Annotated in this window: 13 protein-coding genes and 3 tRNA genes; 13 read left to right on the plus strand and 3 right to left on the minus strand. The window is 72.7% G+C overall.

The features are described 5' to 3' along the window. The first annotated feature begins 17 nt into the window (after positions 1-17). Positions 18-104, plus strand: a tRNA-Ser gene (locus tag ACQPYE_RS00870). Positions 105-276: 172 nt separating this feature from the next. Here ACQPYE_RS00870 and ACQPYE_RS00875 read toward each other — a convergent pair. After that, positions 277-747, minus strand: a complete 471-nt coding sequence (locus ACQPYE_RS00875) for a MarR family winged helix-turn-helix transcriptional regulator (protein WP_498718601.1) — start codon at positions 745-747, stop codon at positions 277-279. A gap of 134 nt (positions 748-881) precedes the next feature. Here ACQPYE_RS00875 and ACQPYE_RS00880 point away from each other — a divergent pair, with 134 nt between their 5' ends. Continuing rightward, positions 882-2,615, plus strand: coding sequence for a bifunctional metallophosphatase/5'-nucleotidase (locus tag ACQPYE_RS00880; RefSeq protein WP_498718602.1), 1,734 nt, complete (start codon positions 882-884; stop codon positions 2,613-2,615). A gap of 547 nt (positions 2,616-3,162) precedes the next feature. Beyond that, complete coding sequence (ypfJ, locus tag ACQPYE_RS00885; protein ID WP_498718604.1) at positions 3,163-4,065, plus strand: KPN_02809 family neutral zinc metallopeptidase; 903 nt, start codon at positions 3,163-3,165, stop codon at positions 4,063-4,065. Between the two features lie 96 nt (positions 4,066-4,161). On the opposite strand, the gene ACQPYE_RS00890 is transcribed toward ypfJ, so the two are convergent. Then, on the minus strand, positions 4,162-4,596 hold the full coding sequence (locus ACQPYE_RS00890) for a MarR family winged helix-turn-helix transcriptional regulator (protein WP_498718605.1): 435 nt from the start codon (positions 4,594-4,596) through the stop codon (positions 4,162-4,164). Positions 4,597-4,678: 82 nt separating this feature from the next. On the opposite strand from ACQPYE_RS00890, the gene ACQPYE_RS00895 reads away from it, so the two are divergent. The 3 genes from ACQPYE_RS00895 (at position 4,679) to ACQPYE_RS00905 (ending at position 9,688) form a co-directional block, all read left to right on the plus strand. Continuing rightward, positions 4,679-5,692 (plus strand): hypothetical protein, encoded by a 1,014-nt coding sequence (locus ACQPYE_RS00895; RefSeq protein ID WP_498718606.1) that lies wholly within the window; start codon positions 4,679-4,681, stop codon positions 5,690-5,692. A 75-nt stretch (positions 5,693-5,767) separates the two neighbouring features. Then, positions 5,768-8,833, plus strand: coding sequence for an RHS repeat domain-containing protein (locus tag ACQPYE_RS00900; RefSeq protein ID WP_498718607.1), 3,066 nt, complete (start codon positions 5,768-5,770; stop codon positions 8,831-8,833). 105 nt (positions 8,834-8,938) lie between these two features. Continuing rightward, the gene (locus ACQPYE_RS00905; RefSeq protein ID WP_498718608.1) at positions 8,939-9,688 is read left to right on the plus strand and encodes a sulfite exporter TauE/SafE family protein; all 750 of its coding nucleotides are present in this window, start codon (positions 8,939-8,941) and stop codon (positions 9,686-9,688) included. A 4-nt stretch (positions 9,689-9,692) separates the two neighbouring features. On the opposite strand, the gene hisC is transcribed toward ACQPYE_RS00905, so the two are convergent. Continuing rightward, entirely contained in the window at positions 9,693-10,760 is a 1,068-nt protein-coding gene (hisC, locus tag ACQPYE_RS00910; protein ID WP_498718609.1) for a histidinol-phosphate transaminase, read from the minus strand. A 121-nt stretch (positions 10,761-10,881) separates the two neighbouring features. On the opposite strand from hisC, the gene ACQPYE_RS00915 reads away from it, so the two are divergent. The 7 genes from ACQPYE_RS00915 (at position 10,882) to ACQPYE_RS00945 (ending at position 16,909) form a co-directional block, all read left to right on the plus strand. Beyond that, the gene (locus ACQPYE_RS00915) at positions 10,882-11,559 is read left to right on the plus strand and encodes a dienelactone hydrolase family protein (RefSeq protein ID WP_498718610.1); all 678 of its coding nucleotides are present in this window, start codon (positions 10,882-10,884) and stop codon (positions 11,557-11,559) included. A gap of 174 nt (positions 11,560-11,733) precedes the next feature. Continuing rightward, positions 11,734-12,426 (plus strand): hypothetical protein, encoded by a 693-nt coding sequence (locus ACQPYE_RS00920; RefSeq protein ID WP_498718611.1) that lies wholly within the window; start codon positions 11,734-11,736, stop codon positions 12,424-12,426. Continuing rightward, positions 12,426-13,769 carry a PPE domain-containing protein gene (locus tag ACQPYE_RS00925; protein WP_498718612.1) on the plus strand — a complete coding sequence of 448 codons (1,344 nt, stop codon included), beginning with the start codon at positions 12,426-12,428 and terminating at the stop codon, positions 13,767-13,769. Before ACQPYE_RS00920 ends, ACQPYE_RS00925 begins: the two co-directional genes overlap by 1 nt. After that, positions 13,766-14,530 carry an ESX secretion-associated protein EspG gene (locus tag ACQPYE_RS00930; RefSeq protein ID WP_498718613.1) on the plus strand — a complete coding sequence of 255 codons (765 nt, stop codon included), beginning with the start codon at positions 13,766-13,768 and terminating at the stop codon, positions 14,528-14,530. The genes ACQPYE_RS00925 and ACQPYE_RS00930 overlap by 4 nt, the downstream gene beginning before the upstream one ends. Before the next feature lie 59 nt (positions 14,531-14,589). Continuing rightward, a complete protein-coding gene (locus ACQPYE_RS00935; RefSeq protein WP_498718614.1) occupies positions 14,590-16,587 on the plus strand; it encodes an acetoacetate--CoA ligase in 1,998 nt (665 codons plus the stop codon). 117 nt (positions 16,588-16,704) lie between these two features. Further along, positions 16,705-16,794 (plus strand) — tRNA-Ser (locus ACQPYE_RS00940). Between the two features lie 39 nt (positions 16,795-16,833). Further along, positions 16,834-16,909, plus strand: a tRNA-Arg gene (locus ACQPYE_RS00945). Positions 16,910-16,975 lie beyond the last annotated feature (66 nt).

The raw sequence follows: 16,975 nt of genomic DNA on the forward strand, positions 1-16,975 counted from the left end.
CTAGGCTCCTCCACCGGGGTAGCGTGCCCGAGCGGCCTAAGGGACACGTCTTGAAAACGTGCGAGGGTTGATCCCCTCCGTGGGTTCAAATCCCACCGCTACCGCGCTCGACGCGCCCCCGCGCCCCTCACCGGGCGCGGGGGCGCTGTCACGTCACGGGCCCGCCGCCGGATCACCGGGCCGCCGTGCCGGGCCGCGCTACCGTGCCAGGCCGCGCTACCGTGCCAGGCCGCGCTACCGGGCCGCCGCGTCACCGGCTCGGGTCACCGGCTCGGGTCACCCCTCCACGTCCCGCAGGTGGGTGATGATCCGCCCGAAGACCTCGGCCACCACCGCCTGCTCCTCCCGCGACAGCAGGTCGACCATGTGCTCGCGCACGCCCTCGACGTGGGTCGGCGCGGACGTCTCCAGCAGCGCCATGCCCTCGTCGGTCAGCTCGGCGAACACCCCGCGGCCGTCCTCGGGGCACTCCCGCCTGCGCAGCAGCCCCTCCCGCTCCATCCGCGCGACCTGGTGCGACACCCGGCTCTTGGACGACGCCACCTCGTCCGCGAGCTGCGACATCCGCATCCGCCGCGCCGGCTGCTCCGACAGGCGCACGAGCACCTCGTAGTCGGCCAACGACACGCCGTGCCCGTCCTGCAGCTCGCGGTGCAGGCGGTCGGCGAGCATCGACGCCCCGACCACGTAGTTGCGCCAGGCGCGCATCTCCCCATCGTCGAGCCAACGCGGCTCCTGCTCAGTCACCCCACAAGGTTAGGCCGCACATATCCGTTAACGGACGATCCACGAACATGTCTGGTGCCGGTCAGCTCCGCCAGGCAAACTCCTGCGCCGTACCGCGCCCTCCTACCGGGGCGCCGCAGGGAGGAACCCACCCCATGACCTCGTTCAGACGCACCGCGCAGCGCTCCGCCGCGCTCGCGGTCACCGCGGCGGCCGCGCTGGCGGTCACGCTGGTGCAGAACCCCGCGTCGGCCGACCAGGACAACCGGCCGGCACGCACCGTCGACGTCCGCCTGATCGGCATCAACGACCTGCACGGCAACATCGAGCCGCCCTCGGGCTCCTCGGGCCGCGTCACCCTGTCGGACGGCACGCAGGTCGAAGCGGGTGGCGCCGCCTTCAACGCGACCCACATCCGCACCCTCCAGGCCGAGGTGCGCAACTCGGTGGTCGTCGGCCAGGGCGACCTGATCGGGGCCTCCCCGATCGTGTCCGCGCTGTTCCACGACGAGCCGACGATCGAGGTCCTCAACAAGGTCGGCATGGACACGACCGCGGCGGGCAACCACGAGTTCGACGAGGGCTACCGGGAGCTGCTGCGGGTGCAGCGCGGCGGCTGCCACCCGGCCGACGGCTGCCAGTTCCGCGAGGGCTACGGGGGCGCGGACTTCCCGATCCTGGGCGCGAACGTGACGCTGGCCAAGAACGACCTGCCCGCGCTGCCGCCGTTCTGGGTCGAGTTCCGCGACGGCGTGCCGATCGGGTTCATCGGCATGCCGCTGAAGGACGTGCCGATCCTGGTCGACCCGAACGGGATCAAGGAGCTGGAGTTCGGCGACGAGGTCGCCGCCGCCAACCGGTACGCCGACCTGCTGAACTGGCTCGGCGTGAAGTCGATCGTGCTGCTGATCCACCAGGGCGACAGCACCTCCGGCGGCGGCCCCAACGACTGCCGCACGGTGCCGAGCGGCCCCGGCCGCAGCATCGCCGAGCGGGTCAGCCCGAAGATCGACGCGATCTTCTCCGGCCACAGCCACCAGCACTACAACTGCACGGTCACCGACCCGGCGGGCAACCCGCGCCCGTTCATCGAGGGCCTGGCGTTCGGCCGCGAGCTGTCCGTGGTCGACCTGAAGATCGACAAGCGGACCCGTGAGGTCGTCCGCTCGGCCACGGTCGCGCGCAACCACGTGGTCACCCGGGACGTCACCGCGGACCCCGAGGTGCAGGCGATCATCGACCTGGCCAAGTCGAAGTCCGGCCCGATCGCGAACCGCCCCGTCGGCGCCATCGCCCGGGACATCCCCCGCGCGCAGAACCCGGCGGGCGAGTCCCCGCTCGGCAACCTGATCGCCGACTCCCAGCTGGCGGCCACCACCGACAACGGCGCGGTGCTCGCGCTGATGAACCCGGGCGGCGTGCGCGCCGACCTGACCCACGCCTCCTCGCCGGCCGGCGAGGGCGACGGCGTGGTGACCTACGGCGAGGCCTTCACCGTGCAGCCGTTCGGCAACATCCTGCAGACGGTCACGTTGACCGGCGTGCAGCTGAAGGCGGCGCTGGAGCAGCAGTGGCAGGTCGTGAACGGCGCGCAGCGGCAGATCATCCTCCAGCCGTCGGCCGGCCTGGCCTACTCGTGGTCGGCGTCCGCGCCGATCGGCTCCAAGGTGTCGGACATCGTCCTCAACGGGACGCCGCTGGACCCGGCCGCGAGCTACCGGGTCACCATCAACAGCTTCCTGCAGGGCGGCGGTGACGGCTTCACCGCGTTCACCGGGGGCACGGAGATCGCCGGTGGCGGCATCGACCTGGACGGCTTCACGGCCTACCTGACCGCCAACCCGAACACCGTCCCGCCGGCGCTCGGCCGCATCACCACCACGCCGTGACGCACGCGCTGTGAGCGGGCTCCCCATGTGCCCGCCCACAGCGCGCGACCACCGTGCCGCCGATCCGGATGAATTCCGTTTCACCAGTTCAGGGGCTTCTCCTCGGGTTGTGCATTACGCCGGACAGGCGCATCCTCGATGGAGGACCTGCCATCGGCGGAACCCGAGCCGACTCGCCGGCGGCACGCCCGGAAGGGGTAGGTGGTGCGGTGCAGGTAAGTCCTCGCGGTGACGAGCCACGTTCGAACCGCAACCCCGCGGGCGGAGCGGTCAGGAGACCGGCCCGATCGCGACCGTGAACGGTTCCGACGAGGTTTCGAGCGCAGGGCGCCCTCGGCGCCATCGCCGCGCTTGACGATGTTGACCCGGTAGGTCATCAGGGCGCCGTCTCCACCGTCGGCGCCGACCGAGGTCCACGCCGACCTCGTCACGAGGTTTTCGTCACTTCCACATGGGAAAACCCGGGTGCGGTGCCCCGACGTCGGGCTCCGCACCCGGGGCCTTGCCTTGTCCGGGTTCGGTTTTGTTCTGTCTGGGAGGACGCGCGGTGCAGTTCAACGAGAACGCCGAGCTGGACACGTCACAGGTCTCCGACCAACGAGGGGTCGGCGGCCGGGTCGCCCTCGGTGGCGGTGGGCTGGGAATCGTCGGTCTGATCCTCTACTTCGTGCTCTCCCAGCTCGGCGGTGGCGCGCAGCTGCCGTCCGGCTCGGGGTTCGGCGACGTCGGCCAGGGGCAGCAGGTGGGCTCCGAGGCCATCAAGGAGAAGTGCCGGACCGGCGCGGACGCCAACCGCGAGTCCGACTGCCGCGCGGTGGCGTTCATCAACTCGATCCAGGGCTACTGGAGCGACCAGTTCGCCCGGTCGGGCCGCACCTACCAGGTCGTGCAGACGAACTTCTTCTCCGGCAGCGTGTCGACCCGGTGCGGCAGCGCGTCGTCCGCGGTGGGGCCGTTCTACTGCCCGGCGGACTCGCAGGTGTACATCGACCTGGGGTTCTTCCAGGAGATGCGGGACAAGTTCGGCGCCACGGGCGGTCCGTTCGTCGAGGCCTACATCCTGGCGCACGAGTACGGCCACCACGTGCAGAACCAGCTCGGCACGTCCGACCGGGTCGACTCGGGCTCCGGGCCCACGTCCGGCTCGGTGCGGCTGGAGCTGCAGGCCGACTGCTACGCGGGCGCCTGGGCCAACCACGCCGAGACCGTGCCGACGTCGTCGGGCCAGCCGCTGATCACCGGCGTCACGCGGGACGACGTGAACGCGGCGCTGGACGCGGCGTCCCGCATCGGCGACGACTTCATCCAGGGCGAGCTGGGCGGCGGCCAGGTCGACACGACCAAGTTCACCCACGGCACGTCGGCGCAGCGCCAGAAGTGGTACACGACGGGCTACGAGACCGGCGACCCGGCGCGCTGCAACACCTTCGACACCGACAACCTGGGCTGAGCGCCGCCTGTCGAGCACCGGGACCGCGACGGTCCCGACGAACCGGGCCACCCCGTCACCGGCCGCGATGTGCCGGTGACGGGGCGGCCCGGTTCGTCAGGACCGGTCGGTCAGGACCTTCGAGCACCGCGCCAGCAGGGCCCGGAGGGTCTCCCGCTCCGCCTCGCTGAACTCGTCGGCCAGCCGCCGCTCGACGGCGGACGCCCGCTCGTCGGCCGCCTCGAACGCGACCCGCCCCGCCTCGGTCAGCCGCGTCTCCAGCACGTTGCGGTGCACCTCGTGCGGCACGCGGGCGATCAGCTCGGCCGCCTCCAGGTTGCGCAGGATGGTGGTCATCGTCTGCGGCGTCACGCGGCAGCGGCGGGCCAGTTCGGCGGCCGACACGCCGGGGTGGTCGTCGAGCACCAGCAACGTCGCGTACTGGGCCACGGTCAGCCCGGCCGGCCGCACGGCCTGCTGCTTCACCAGCATCAGCTCGTGCTCGACCCGCTTGATGTCGCCGCCAAGGCGCTCCTCGACCGGCATGCCCATGTGCCGATCGTAAAGTGCGTTGACTCATATCAGTGCTCTGATCTAACTTCGTGTTCGTACTTGCACAAGTGGACGGAGCATCATGCGCTTACTGACGGTTCTCGTGCTGGTGGTCCTCACCGCCGCCCCGGCCGCCGCCGCGACACCCGGCCCGGCCGCCGCCACGCCCGCGCCGGACGTGATCACCGGCCGATCCGCCGCACTGCACCCCGAGGGCATCGCCTGGGACCCGCTGCGGCATACGTTCCTGCTCGGCTCGATCCGGCGCGGCACCGTCGAGGTCGTCCGCGACGGCACCACGAAAACCCTGATCAGCGACCCGCGGATGGTGTCGGCGTTCGGCGTGCACGTGGTCCGCGGCCGCGTCTACGTCGCGTACGGCGACATGGGCGTCGGCGTCCGGTCCACGCCGGAGACCACCTACCGGTCCTCCGGCCTCGGCGTGTTCGACCTCGCCACCGGGCGGCCGGTGCACGTGGTCGACCTGGCCATCGGCCCCGGCCGGCACAGCGCCAACGACGTCGCCGTGGACCACGCGGGCAACGCCTACGTCACCGACCCGGCCTCCGACGCGCTCTACCGGGTCGACCGCGACGGCCGCGCCACCGTGCTGGCCCGCGACCCGCGGTTCGGCAGCGAGACCATCGGCCTGAACGGGATCGTCTGGCACCCCGGTGGTTACGCGCTCGCGGTCCGCTACGACACCGGAGCGTTGTTCAAGATCACCCGATCGGGTCGGATCTCGGAGGTCGCCCTGGACCGGCCGCTGGTCGGCGGCGACGGCGCGGACCTGCGTCCGGACGGCACGCTCGCCGTGGTCACCAACTCCCTCGGCGCGCCGGGTGAAGCGGCCGTCAGCGTGCTGCGGTCGGACGACGGCTGGGGCACGGCCCGCACCACCCGCCGCGTCGCGCCGTGGGGCGACGACGAGCCGACCACGATCGCGCGTTCGCCGCACGGCAGCTACGTGGTCGACGGCGACCTGGGCACGCTGGTCGGCGGCACGGGGCTGTCCGACGCGCACACCCTGCGGAAGTTCCCGGAAAGCCGGGGACGGCACGGCGGCGAAGCGGTAGCTTCCGACCCGATCAGGTAAGGGCCCTGCCCGGCGGCGGCTCGGGGACGTCGGCAACCCGCGGTGGGCGAGGACCTACTCACGGGGGGACACCAGATGTCCGGCAGCACCAACGCGGGGCGCTTCGCGCGGGTGGTCACGGCGGGCGCGCTGGCGCTCGCCGTGGCGCTCGGCGGTCCGGTCGCGTCAGCGCAGGAGACCACACCCGCCACGACCACGACGCCCACCACGACCACGACACCGTCCGAGCCGCCGGCGGAAACGCCCGCCGGGACCACGACGCCCACCACGGCCACGACCGGGTCACCGGTGGAGACCTCGTCGCCCGCCCAGCCGGACCCCACCACCCCGCCGGCCGAACCCGAGCCGGCGCCGCCGGCCGTGCCGCGGGCCGGTGCGGCGCCCGTGCCGCGGGCCGACCTGGAGGTCTCCCTGGCCTTCGACCGCGCCGAGTACCCGCCGGACTCCGACATCGGCTTCACCGTCACGGTCCGCAACACCGGCTCCGCGCCCGCGGTCGACGTCCGGTTCACCCACTGGGGCGACCTGCGGCTCACGGCGGGCACGGCGGAGCTGCGCCGCGTGCCCGGCCCGACCATCGCGCCCGGCGAGGCGAGGACCTACCGGCTCGCCGGGCGGCAGCAGGTCCCGCTCTACGACCTGGTCGAGTACGCCGTGACCGCGAACACGGGCACGCAGTCGCTCCCGGACATGGACCCGACGCCGGAGGACAACACCGGCCGGGCCACCACCCGCGTGCCGCTGACCTGGGGTCGGGCCGGCGGCGTGCTCTACCGCGACGCCGACGGCGACGGCGCGTTCGACGAGGGCGAGGGCGTGGCGGACGAGCCGGTCTACGCCGAGGGCGGCCTGCCCTGGAACTGGCTGAGCGGTCGCACGGACGCCACCGGCCGGTTCACCTTCGGCGGCGACGTGCCCACCGGCCGCTACCGCGCCTCCCTGATCGAGCACGGCAACCCCTTCGTCATCGCGCCCGGCCACGCGGAGTTCACCGTCGAGCAGGGCGTCACCACCGAACTCGCGCTCCCGATGGCCTCGCCGGTCCTGGAAGTGCTCCGGCCCCGGCTGGAGTTCGACCGCGAGTCCTACCGGCCCACCGACCCGGTCGGCATCGACGTGACCCTCGCCAACACCGGCGCGACCGCGTTGACCGGGATCGTCGCGGTGTGCGACGAGGAGCCCGACGAAGGCCGGCTGACCGGCACCGGTCCCGCGTGGGCCGCGCTGAGCCCGGACGGCCCGGGCGTCACGCTCGCGGCCGGCGAGACGAAGGTGCTGCGGATCACCGAGACCGTGCCCGGGGACGCGGTGGCCGTGGGCCGGATCGGCGTCGCCTGCAACTTCGGCAACAGCGGTCGCAGCACCGCGGGCTACACCGGCTCGTCGGACTTCGCCGAGGTCGGCTCGTTCGGCGCGGTCGAGGGCACGCTGCGGCACGCCGACGGGACGCCCCTGGACGACGTGCGGCTCCTCGCGCTCGACCAGCGCGGCGGCCTGCCGGTCGCCGAGGCCCGGTCGCACGACGGCGGCGCGTTCTCCTTCGCCAAGCTGCCGGTGGGCCGCACGAAGCTCCTGGTGCTCGGCGAGTACCGGGACCAGGCCACCGGCGACGGCTGGTTCACCGTCGACGTCGTCGCCGACACGACCGCGCGGGTGGCGTTCGTGGTCGCGCCCGGCCCGGAGGTCGCCGAACCGGTCGAGGTGGACGGGATCGAGGTGACGGCGTCGTTCGACCAGGCGGCCTACGACATCGCCGAGCCCGTGACGGCCCGGGTCAAGGTCACCAACACGGGCGTCGGGCCGCGCGCCCCGGTCCGGTTCGTACCGGACTGGGTGCCGTCCACGATGCTGTACGACCACGCCCAGTGGGGCCCGCTGTACCCGGGAGGCCTGTACCTGTGGCCGGGCGAGTCCTACGAGGTCACCGTGGTCGGCGAGCCGCGGACGTGGACCGGCGACCTGGTCTCGCTCAAGGGCCGGTTCACCGTCGGCACGCGCGGCGCGTCCGTGCCGCTCGACCTGTCCGCCGCGGTGAGCCACGCGGTGGGCGACGCCACGATCCTGATCTACGGCGACGCCAACGCCAACGGCGCGTTCGACCCCGGCGAGGCGCTGCCGAACCAGTCGGTGACCGTCGAGGGCGGCCTCCCCACGACGCACCACCAGGGCGACACGGACGCCACCGGCCGCTACCGGGTCGAGGACACCCCGGCGGGCAACTACCGGGTCCGCGTCTGGCACTCGTCCCGCTGGGCGCTGCCGATCGACTTCTACGACCGGTTCACCCTCACCGCGGCCGGCGCGACGTTCGAGGTCGGCCTGGTCCGGCCCGCGGACACGCTGACCGCCGTGATCGCCTGGGACAAGCCCGCGTACCGGCCGGACGAGCGGCCCGGGCTGAACGTCACGATCACCAACAACAGCGGGTCGGACCGCACCGTGCACGCGGTGTGCGGCGGCGTCGGCACGCCGTACCAGATCGAGAACGGCGAGGAGTGGGGTCCGCTGGGCGAACTCGGCGGGGGCGTGCCGATCGCCGAGCGCAGGTCGTGGACGACCACCGTGGAGGAGACCATGCCGGCCGGGTCGCCCGACCACGGGTTGATCACGGCCTCGTGCGCGTTCGGCACGCGTGACGCCGACGGCCGGTTCCGCGAGCTGTCGCCGGTCGTCAAGGCCACGGCCAGGGTGCCGGGCGCGGTGTGGACCACGACCGGCCGGGTCGTCGAGTGCTGCGGGACGCAGGGCGTGGGCGTGCCGAACGCGACCGTGCTCCTGGTGGACCCCGACACGAACGGGACGGCGGCCCGCGCCACGGCGGACGCCGACGGCGTGCTCACGTTCCCCGACCTGGCCGTCGGGCACTACACGCCGGTGGTCCTCGGCCCGTGGCGGGTGGTCCGGACCCACGAGGACCCGCAGTTCGAGGCGGTCCGCGGCTCCGCGACGCCCCAGCTGATCGCGGTCGAGCCGGGGCCGGTGGTCGTCGACCCGGACGTCACCCCGCCGGCCGGCGGCGGCGGTCCGACCCGGGACGCCCTGGCGACCACGGGCGCGAGCGTGCTGGGGCTCGGCCTGCTCGGCTTGGCGCTGCTGGCGTTCGGCGTCGGCGCGCGGGCGCTGGGACGGCGTCCGGCGTAGCTCGCCGGCCCACCCGGCGGGGCGGGGTGTCGCAATCGCCACACCGCGCCCCGCCGGACGCGGTGTTAGCGTCGCTGACCAACCGCGAGAACCAGGGGGTGGCCGGTGACGGCGCTGGAGATGATCCTCGTCGTCCTGGCCGGTGTGTTCGCCGGTGGGATCAACACGGTGGTGGGCTCCGGCACCCTGGTGACGTTCCCGGTGCTGATGGCCGTCGGCTACCCGCCGGTGGTGGCGAACGTGTCCAACAGCCTCGGCCTGGTGCCCGGCTCGCTCAGCGGCGCGTGGGGCTACCGGCGCGAGCTGACCGGGCAGGCGGGCCGGGTGAAGCGGCTGCTGCCCGCCTCGGTGCTGGGCGCGGTGGTCGGCGCGATCCTGCTGGTCGTGCTGCCGGAGGACGCGTTCTCCGCGATCGTGCCGGTGCTGATCGCCGTCGCGCTGGTGCTGGTGGTCGCCCAGCCGTGGCTCAACCGCAAGCTCGCCGAACGGGAGCGGCACGAGCATGGTGGCGTGGCGCTGTGGGTCGGCGTGTTCTTCGCGGGCGTCTACGGCGGCTACTTCGGCGCGGCGCAGGGCGTGCTGGTGATGGGCCTGATGGGCGTGCTGATGAGCGAGCACATCCAGCGGATGAACGCCCTGAAGAACGTGCTGACCGCGTTCGTGAACCTGGTCGCGGGCGTGCTGTTCATCTTCATCGCCGACGTGGCGTGGCTCGCCGTGCTGCTGCTGGCGATCGGCTCGGTCGTCGGCGGTCAGCTCGGCGCGAAGGTCGGCCGCCGACTCCCACCCGCCGCGTTGCGCGCGGTGATCGTGGTGGTGGGAGTCGTGGCCATCACGCAGATCCTCACCCGCTGAACGCTCAGCCGGCGAAGGACAGGGCAGCCGCCAGGAACGCGTCGTTCTCCTCGGGCTCGCCGATCGTGACGCGCGCGCCGTCGCCGACGAACGCCCGCACGACCACCTTGTGCGCCAGGCAGTGCTCGTTGAACGCCGCGGTCCGCCCGCCCAGCGGCAGCCACACGAAGTTCGCCTGCGACTCGGGCACCTCGAAGCCGGCGGCCAGCAGCTCGCCGCGCACCCGCGCCCGCTCGGCCACGATCGCCCGGCACCGCGCCATCAGCTCGGCCTCGGCGTCCAGCGACGCCAGCGCGGCGACCTGCGCCAGGGCGTTCACGCTGAACGGCACGTAGACCTTGCGCAGCGTCTCGGCCACCGCGGGCGACGCCACCGCGTACCCGACGCGCAGGCCGGCCAGCCCGTACGCCTTGGAGAACGTGCGCAGCACGGCCACGTTGTCCCGACCGGCGGCCCACTGCGCCTTGGCCAGCTCCACGCCGTCGGGCACGTCCGGGTCGTCCACGAACTCCTTGTACGCCTCGTCGACCACCACGAGCACGTCCGACGGCACCCGCTCGACGAACCGCTCGATCTCCGCCGCCCGCAACGCCGTCCCGGTCGGGTTGTTGGGGTTGCACACGAACACCAGGCGGGTGGCCGGGGTGATCGCGGCGGCCATCGCGTCCAGGTCGAGCCCGTGGCCCGGCGTCAGCGGCACCCGGTTCTGCCGCGCGCCGACGACCGCGGTGATGAGCGGGTACGCCTCGAACGAGCGCCACGGGAACAGCGCCTCGTCGGCCTCGGTGCACGTCGCCTGCACCAGCTGCTGGCACAACGTCACCGAGCCGCAGCCCACGGCCACCTGGTCGGCGGGCACGCCGAGCTTGTCCGCCAGGCGCGCCACGAGCTCGGTGGCGGCGGTGTCGGGGTAGCGGTTCACGGCGGTGGCCGCGTCCGCGATCGCCCGCACCACGCTGGGCAGCGGTCCGGCCGACACCTCGTTGCTGGCCAGCTTGATCGCGCCGGGGATCGTCTTACCGGGCACGTATCCGGGCAACGCGACGAGGTCGGCGCGGGTTCGCACGGTCATCCAAGGACTCCCTTCGGGGTTCTGAGCTGGACGTTATCCGGTGAAAGACCCGGATGGGGCATACCTGCCGTACGGATGCTCACGTTGACTGCCGTTCACCCCCACGTGGAAGGGTTGGGACATGATTGCTACCCGCACCGAGACGCTCTCCCTCACCGACGGCCGCGAGCTGCGGTTGACCGTCGCCGAGCCGGAGAACGCCGTCCGCGGCGGCCTGGTCGTGCTGCACGAGGCGCGCGGCGTGACCGACACCGTCCGCGGGTTGGTGAGCAGCCTGGCCGCCGAGGGGTGGTTGGCGGTCGCGCCGCACCTCTACGACGAGGTGTCCGGCGACGAGGCGCCGGCGATGGTGAGCGGGTTGTCCGGCGACGCCGTGCTGGCCGACACCGACGTCGCGTTCGTCTGGTTGGCCCAGCGGGGCGTCGGCCAGGACCGGATGGGCGTCATGGGCTTCGACCTGGGTGGCACGGTCGCGATGGTGGTTGCGGGAAGCCGAACCGTCGGCGCGGCGGTGACCGTCGGCGGCGGCGGGATCCTGGAACCGCTGGCCGAGGGGCTGCCCTCGCTGGTGGAGGTCGCGGAGGAGCTGACCTGCCCGTGGCTCGGCCTGTACGGGGACGACGACGCCGAGATCCCGTACAGCGACGTGGAGAAGCTGCGCGACGCGGCGGCGGCGGCGCCGGTGGCGACCGACGTGGTCCGGTTCGCCCACACCAGCCACCGGTTCGACACCACCCCGGAGGCCAGCGCGGAGGCGTGGCAGCGCGCGTTGAACTGGTTCGACTCACATCTTCGCTAAGCCTCTGGTCGGCGGCTTGGAACCGAACCGGCTTCCCGGTACATCTAAGGGAGGCGTCCGGAACGCCTGATTTCGGTCGTCGTGGGCTAACGCGCGGTCGGCCTGCGGCGAATCGCAGTGCAGGGGGTAGTGATGAGCGACGGGAACACGGTCCCACTCGCGGGTGCACAGACGGTGCAGATCCCGCCTGGCTTCACGCCGTCCGCGGCGGCCCAACCGGCGGTCGTGGCGGACGCGCCGGTGGTCGAGGTGCCACCGGTTCCCGTGCCACCCGATCCCACGTCGGTCGCTCCACCGGTGTCGGTCCCGCCGGAGTTCGCTCCGCCGGTGACCGTGCCACCCGTGGCCGCTCCACCGCCTCCCGCACAGGCTCCCGTGCCGGCTCCCACGCCGACCGACGCCACCGTGACCCTGCCCGCCGCGACCGCGACCGATCCCGACGCGGCCAAGCCCGTGGTGGCGGAGAGCTTCGCGAAGGCCGCGCAGACCGACCTGGACAAGGCCACCACCGCGCTGGACGCGGTGGACAAGGACTCCGTCCAGCTCGACCTGGACAGGCAGGGCGTCAACGACCTGCTCAAGCTGGTGTCGCAGGCGCGCAACCTGGTCGACACCGTGCACGGCCGCGCGGTCGACAACCTCGACGTCGAGCTCCAGTTCGGCAACAACTGGGTGAGCGACGCGATCAGCAGGCGGCTGCGCGAGGTGGCCGTCGGGAACGAGGAGTCGGCGGTCAACGTGATCGGCGACTTCATGCAGGTGCTCTTCGAGGTCGAGGAGACCATCCGCGAAGCGGCGCGGAACCTGGAACGGGCCGACGACGAAGCGGCGGACGCCTTCGGATCCGCGGGGGAGGCCAAGGGCTGATGGGCGACAACAAGCACGGCGGCAACAACAACCACGGCAACCATGGCGGTGGTCAGGGCAACAACCACGGCAACAACCACGGCAACAACCACGGCGGCGGCCAGGGCGGTGGTCAGGGCTGGGGCCAGGGCAAGGACAAGCCCGCCGACCTCGGCCAGAAGGTCGACTGGATGACCTACACCCACCAGCAGCTGTGGGAGATGATCAACACCGGCGTCGACCTCAAGGCCGCCGGCAGCGCGCAGGCCGACTGGGCGACCGTCGGCAAGGCGCTCGGCGAGGTGCAGGAGCTGCTGGCCAAGGCGATCGGCCAGTCCACCCAGGCGTGGACGGGCGAGTCGGCCGAACGCGCCCGCGAGGCGCTGGAGTCGGTGGAGAAGTGGGCGCTGAACACCAGCGAGCACGCCGACAACGTGGCCAAGTGCATCGCCACCGAGATCGACCACGTGCAGACGGCGCGCGAGATGATGCCGCCGCCCGCGCCCGCGCCGCCGGTCGTCACGCCGGTCGCCGACCTGCCGTCGACCCCGGTCGCCACCCAGACCCCGCTCGTCACGCCGCGCTCGCCGCTGGTCGGCGGCCGGCTGACCGAGGACGCCGGCTACCGGTCGCCCGCCCTCGCGTCGCAGGACGGCCTGGCCGCGGGCCCGACCCCGATCGTCCGCGCGCCCGGCGCGTTCACCGGCATCGACACCATCGCCGGGTCCGCGATCGACTCGGTCGTCACCGCGGACGCGACGCACCGCCAGGCCGCCGAGGTCATGGCGATGTTCCAGCAGAACTCCTACGAGGTCGACCGCACCGTGCCGTCGTTCAGCCCGCCGACCAACCCGGTCGCGCCGCCACCCCCGCCGCCGGTGACCGTCACGCCGAACCTGCCCGTCACCGACGGCGTCGGCACGGGCGCGGGCGCCGGCGGTGGTCAGGCCGTGGTGAACAACCCGGCCGGCACGCCGAACCAGCGTCCCGGTGGCACGTCCGCCCAGTTCGGTCGCGGTGGCTTCGCGGGCGGTCGGGGCGGCTACGGCGGTCGTGGTGCCATGCCCACGCCCGTCGGCGTGGGCGGTGGTGGTGGCGGCGGACCGGTGGCCGGTCCCGGCGGCGCGACGGGCGCGATCGGCACCGAGCGCGGCTCCGCCAACCCCGGCAGCGTGACCAGCCAGTTCCAGGCGCCCAAGTCGGTGACGCCGCAGTCCGGCATGATCGGCGCCGCGCCGATGGCCGCGCCGCCGCCCGTCGCCGGCGGCGGTGAGAAGGACCGCAACCGGCCCGGGTACCTGGAGGACGACGACAACGTCTTCGGCGTCGACCGCAAGGCCGCACCACCGGTGATCGGCCTGTGAGCGATCGCGTCTTCCGGCTCAGCGAACTGGAGTTCTTCCTGCTCTGGCAGGCGGTCCACCGCGACGCCCACCCGGTCCCGCTCGGCGTCCGGCACTTCGGGCACACCCAACCGGAGCGGGACGCGCTGGTCGAGACCGCGTCCCGCGACCTGGCGGCACGCGGTCTCGGCACCGTGCGGCGGCCCGACGAGGAGCTGTACGGGCTGCTGCGCGGCCTGGCCGAGTTCGAGATCGGCCTGGAGGTGTTCTTCACCGTGCGGGGCGCCCAGGCGCGCGGCCTGGCCACCGCCGCGTGGCACGGCGCGTTCGCGGGCAGGCTCGGCAACCAGGTGCAGGTGGCCGGGTTCCGGCCGACCGCGCTGGCCGCCACCACGGTCAACACCCTGCCGCCCGCGCCGCCCGGCGGCGGCCGGTCGGTGAACGTGCGCTGGGACGACTACCTGGCCGCGGGCAAGGCGGGCGAGGACGACGGCAGCGAGGGGTTCCTCGACGCGCTGCGCGCCGTCGGCCTGCGCGAGCCGGAGGCCAACACCCTGATGCGCGCCGTGACCACGCGCAGCGGCGGCGGCCAGGTCGGCGTGATCGCCCGCAACCGGGCCGGCTACCTGCACCCGACCGGCGCGGTCGTGTCGTGGCTGGACACCGCCGAGGGCCGCTACCTCGTGCGGCGGGACGACGGGTGGCTGGTCGTCGCGCCGACGGACGCGCCGAGGCTGATCTCCGCGGTCGAGGGACTGGTGGCGAGCGCCGGCCGGAACTGATCCGGTGTGTGGACGCCCCCTGTGGTTCCGGGCCGTCGGATCGGCTAGGAACTTCAGGTATGACCGAGATGCGTGCCGGCGCCGCCGCCGGCGAGGCGGAAGTCCTGTGGCGTCCCGACCCCGACCGGGTCCAGGACACCAGGATGGCCGCGTTCCGCTCCTGGCTCACCTCCACGAAGGGCCTCGACCTCCCCGACCACGAGTCGCTGTGGGAGTGGTCCACCTCCGACCTGGAGGGGTTCTGGGGTGCGATCGCGGAGTTCTTCGAGGTGGTGTTCCACAGCCCGCCCACGCGCGTGCTGGAGGCGCCCGTGATGCCCGGGGCGGTCTGGTTCCCCGGCGCCACGCTCAACTACGCGGAGCACGCCCTGAGGGGCCCGGACGGCGACCTGGCGGTCGTGTTCCACCGCGAGGACGGGCTGTCGTCGCAACTCACGTACGGCGAGCTGCGCCGTCGGGTGGCCGCCGTGCGGGCCGGCTTCGCGTCGCTGGGCGTCCGACCCGGTGACCGCGTGGTGGCGCTCGTGCCGAACTCGCCGGAGGCGCTGATCGCGTTCCTGGCGGCGGCCTCGCTCGGCGCGACCTGGTCGTCGTGCTCGCCGGACTTCGGCGCGCGGGCCATCGCCGACCGGTTCGCCCAGATCTCGCCGACCGTGCTCGTGGCCGTCGACGGGTACCGGTACGGCGGGCGGGCGTTCGACGTGCGGCCGACGGTGGAGCGGCTCAGGTCGGAGATCCCGTCCCTGCGCGCCACCGTGGTGGTCGACTACGTGGGCGGCACCCCGCTGCCCGGCGCCGTGACCTGGGACTCCCTGCTGGCGGACCACGCCGACGCGCCGCTGGAGTTCGAACCGGTGCCGTTCGACCACCCGCTGTGGGTGCTCTACTCGTCCGGCACCACGGGCCTGCCGAAGGGCATCGTCCAGGGCCACGGCGGGATCGTGGTCGAGCACCTGAAGATGCTGGCGCTGCACAGCGACCTCGGCCCGGGCGACCGGTTCTTCTGGTTCACCACCACCGGCTGGATGATGTGGAACTTCCTCGTCTCCGGCCTGCTGGTCGGGTCGACGGTCGTGCTGTTCGACGGCAGTCCCGCGCACCCCGACCTCGACGTCCTCTGGCGCCTGGCCGAGCAGCACCGCGTCACGTACTTCGGCACGTCGGCGCCGTACATCCAGACGTGCCTGAAGGAAGGCGTCCGCCCGGCGGAGCGCTACGACCTGACGGGCCTGCGCGTCGTCGGCTCCACCGGCGCCCCGCTGACCCCCGAGGGCTTCCGCTGGATCGCGTCGGCCGTCGGACCGGACGTCCAGATCGCCTCGGTCTCCGGCGGCACCGACCTGTGCACCGCGTTCGTCGCCGCCGCCCCCGACCTGCCGGTGTGGCTGGGCGAGCTCTCGTGCCGGGCGCTGGGCGCGGCCGTGGAGTCCTTCTCGGAAGCCGGCGTCCCCGTCGTCGACGAGGTCGGCGAACTGGTGATCACCAAGCCGATGCCCTCCATGCCCGTCTACTTCTGGGGCGACGAGGACGGCACGAAGCTGCGCGAGGCCTACTTCGACACCTTCGAGGGCGTCTGGCGGCACGGCGACTGGATCAGGATCACCCCGCGCGGCTCGGCGGTCATCTACGGCCGGAGCGACTCCACCCTGAACCGCGGCGGCGTGCGCATGGGCACCAGCGAGTTCTACCGCGTCGTCGAGGGGCTGCCGGGCGTCGCGGACTCCCTCGTGATCGACACGTCCGGCGCCGGCCGGAGCGACGGCGAGCTCCTGTGCTTCCTGGTCCTGGACCCGGACGCCACCCTGGCCGACCTGGAGCCCCGCCTGAGGTCGGAGCTGCGCACCAACCTCTCCCCGCGCCACGTGCCGAACAGGTTCGTGGCCGTCGCGGAGATCCCGAGGACCCTCAACGGCAAGAAGTGCGAGGTCCCGGTGAAGAAGATCCTGGCAGGCACCCCACCCGAGCGCGCCGTCAGCCTGGACGCCCTGCGCAACCCGGCCGCCCTGGACCCATTCCTCGACCTTGCACGAGACCTACCTCACGTCACCCCCGCCTGAGGCCGTTCCGACGCCCCCCTCCGTACGCCCTGACCAGCGCAGACGGGTTAAGGAGGGGGGCGTTTTGCTAGAGCGGCGTGGGCATGTGTAATCTATGCGTCGTAGCCGAGGGCTCCGGGAGGCTTCGCCTAGTCTGGTCTATGGCGCCGCACTGCTAATGCGGTTTGGGTTTACCGCCCATCCCGGGTTCAAATCCCGGAGCCTCCGCAACACCCGGCTTCGGCCGGGTGACAACTGAAGAACGATGCGCTCGTAGCTCAACGGATAGAGCATCTGACTACGGATCAGAAGGTTGCAGGTTCGAATCCTGCCGAGCGCACCAGAGTTAGTCCAGGTCAGGGCCTTGTTTCGGTTAACGGAACGGGGTCCTGATTTGTTGTGTGGGGGG

The organism is Actinosynnema sp. CA-299493, from assembly GCF_050946825.1.
Taxonomy (GTDB): domain Bacteria; phylum Actinomycetota; class Actinomycetes; order Mycobacteriales; family Pseudonocardiaceae; genus Actinosynnema.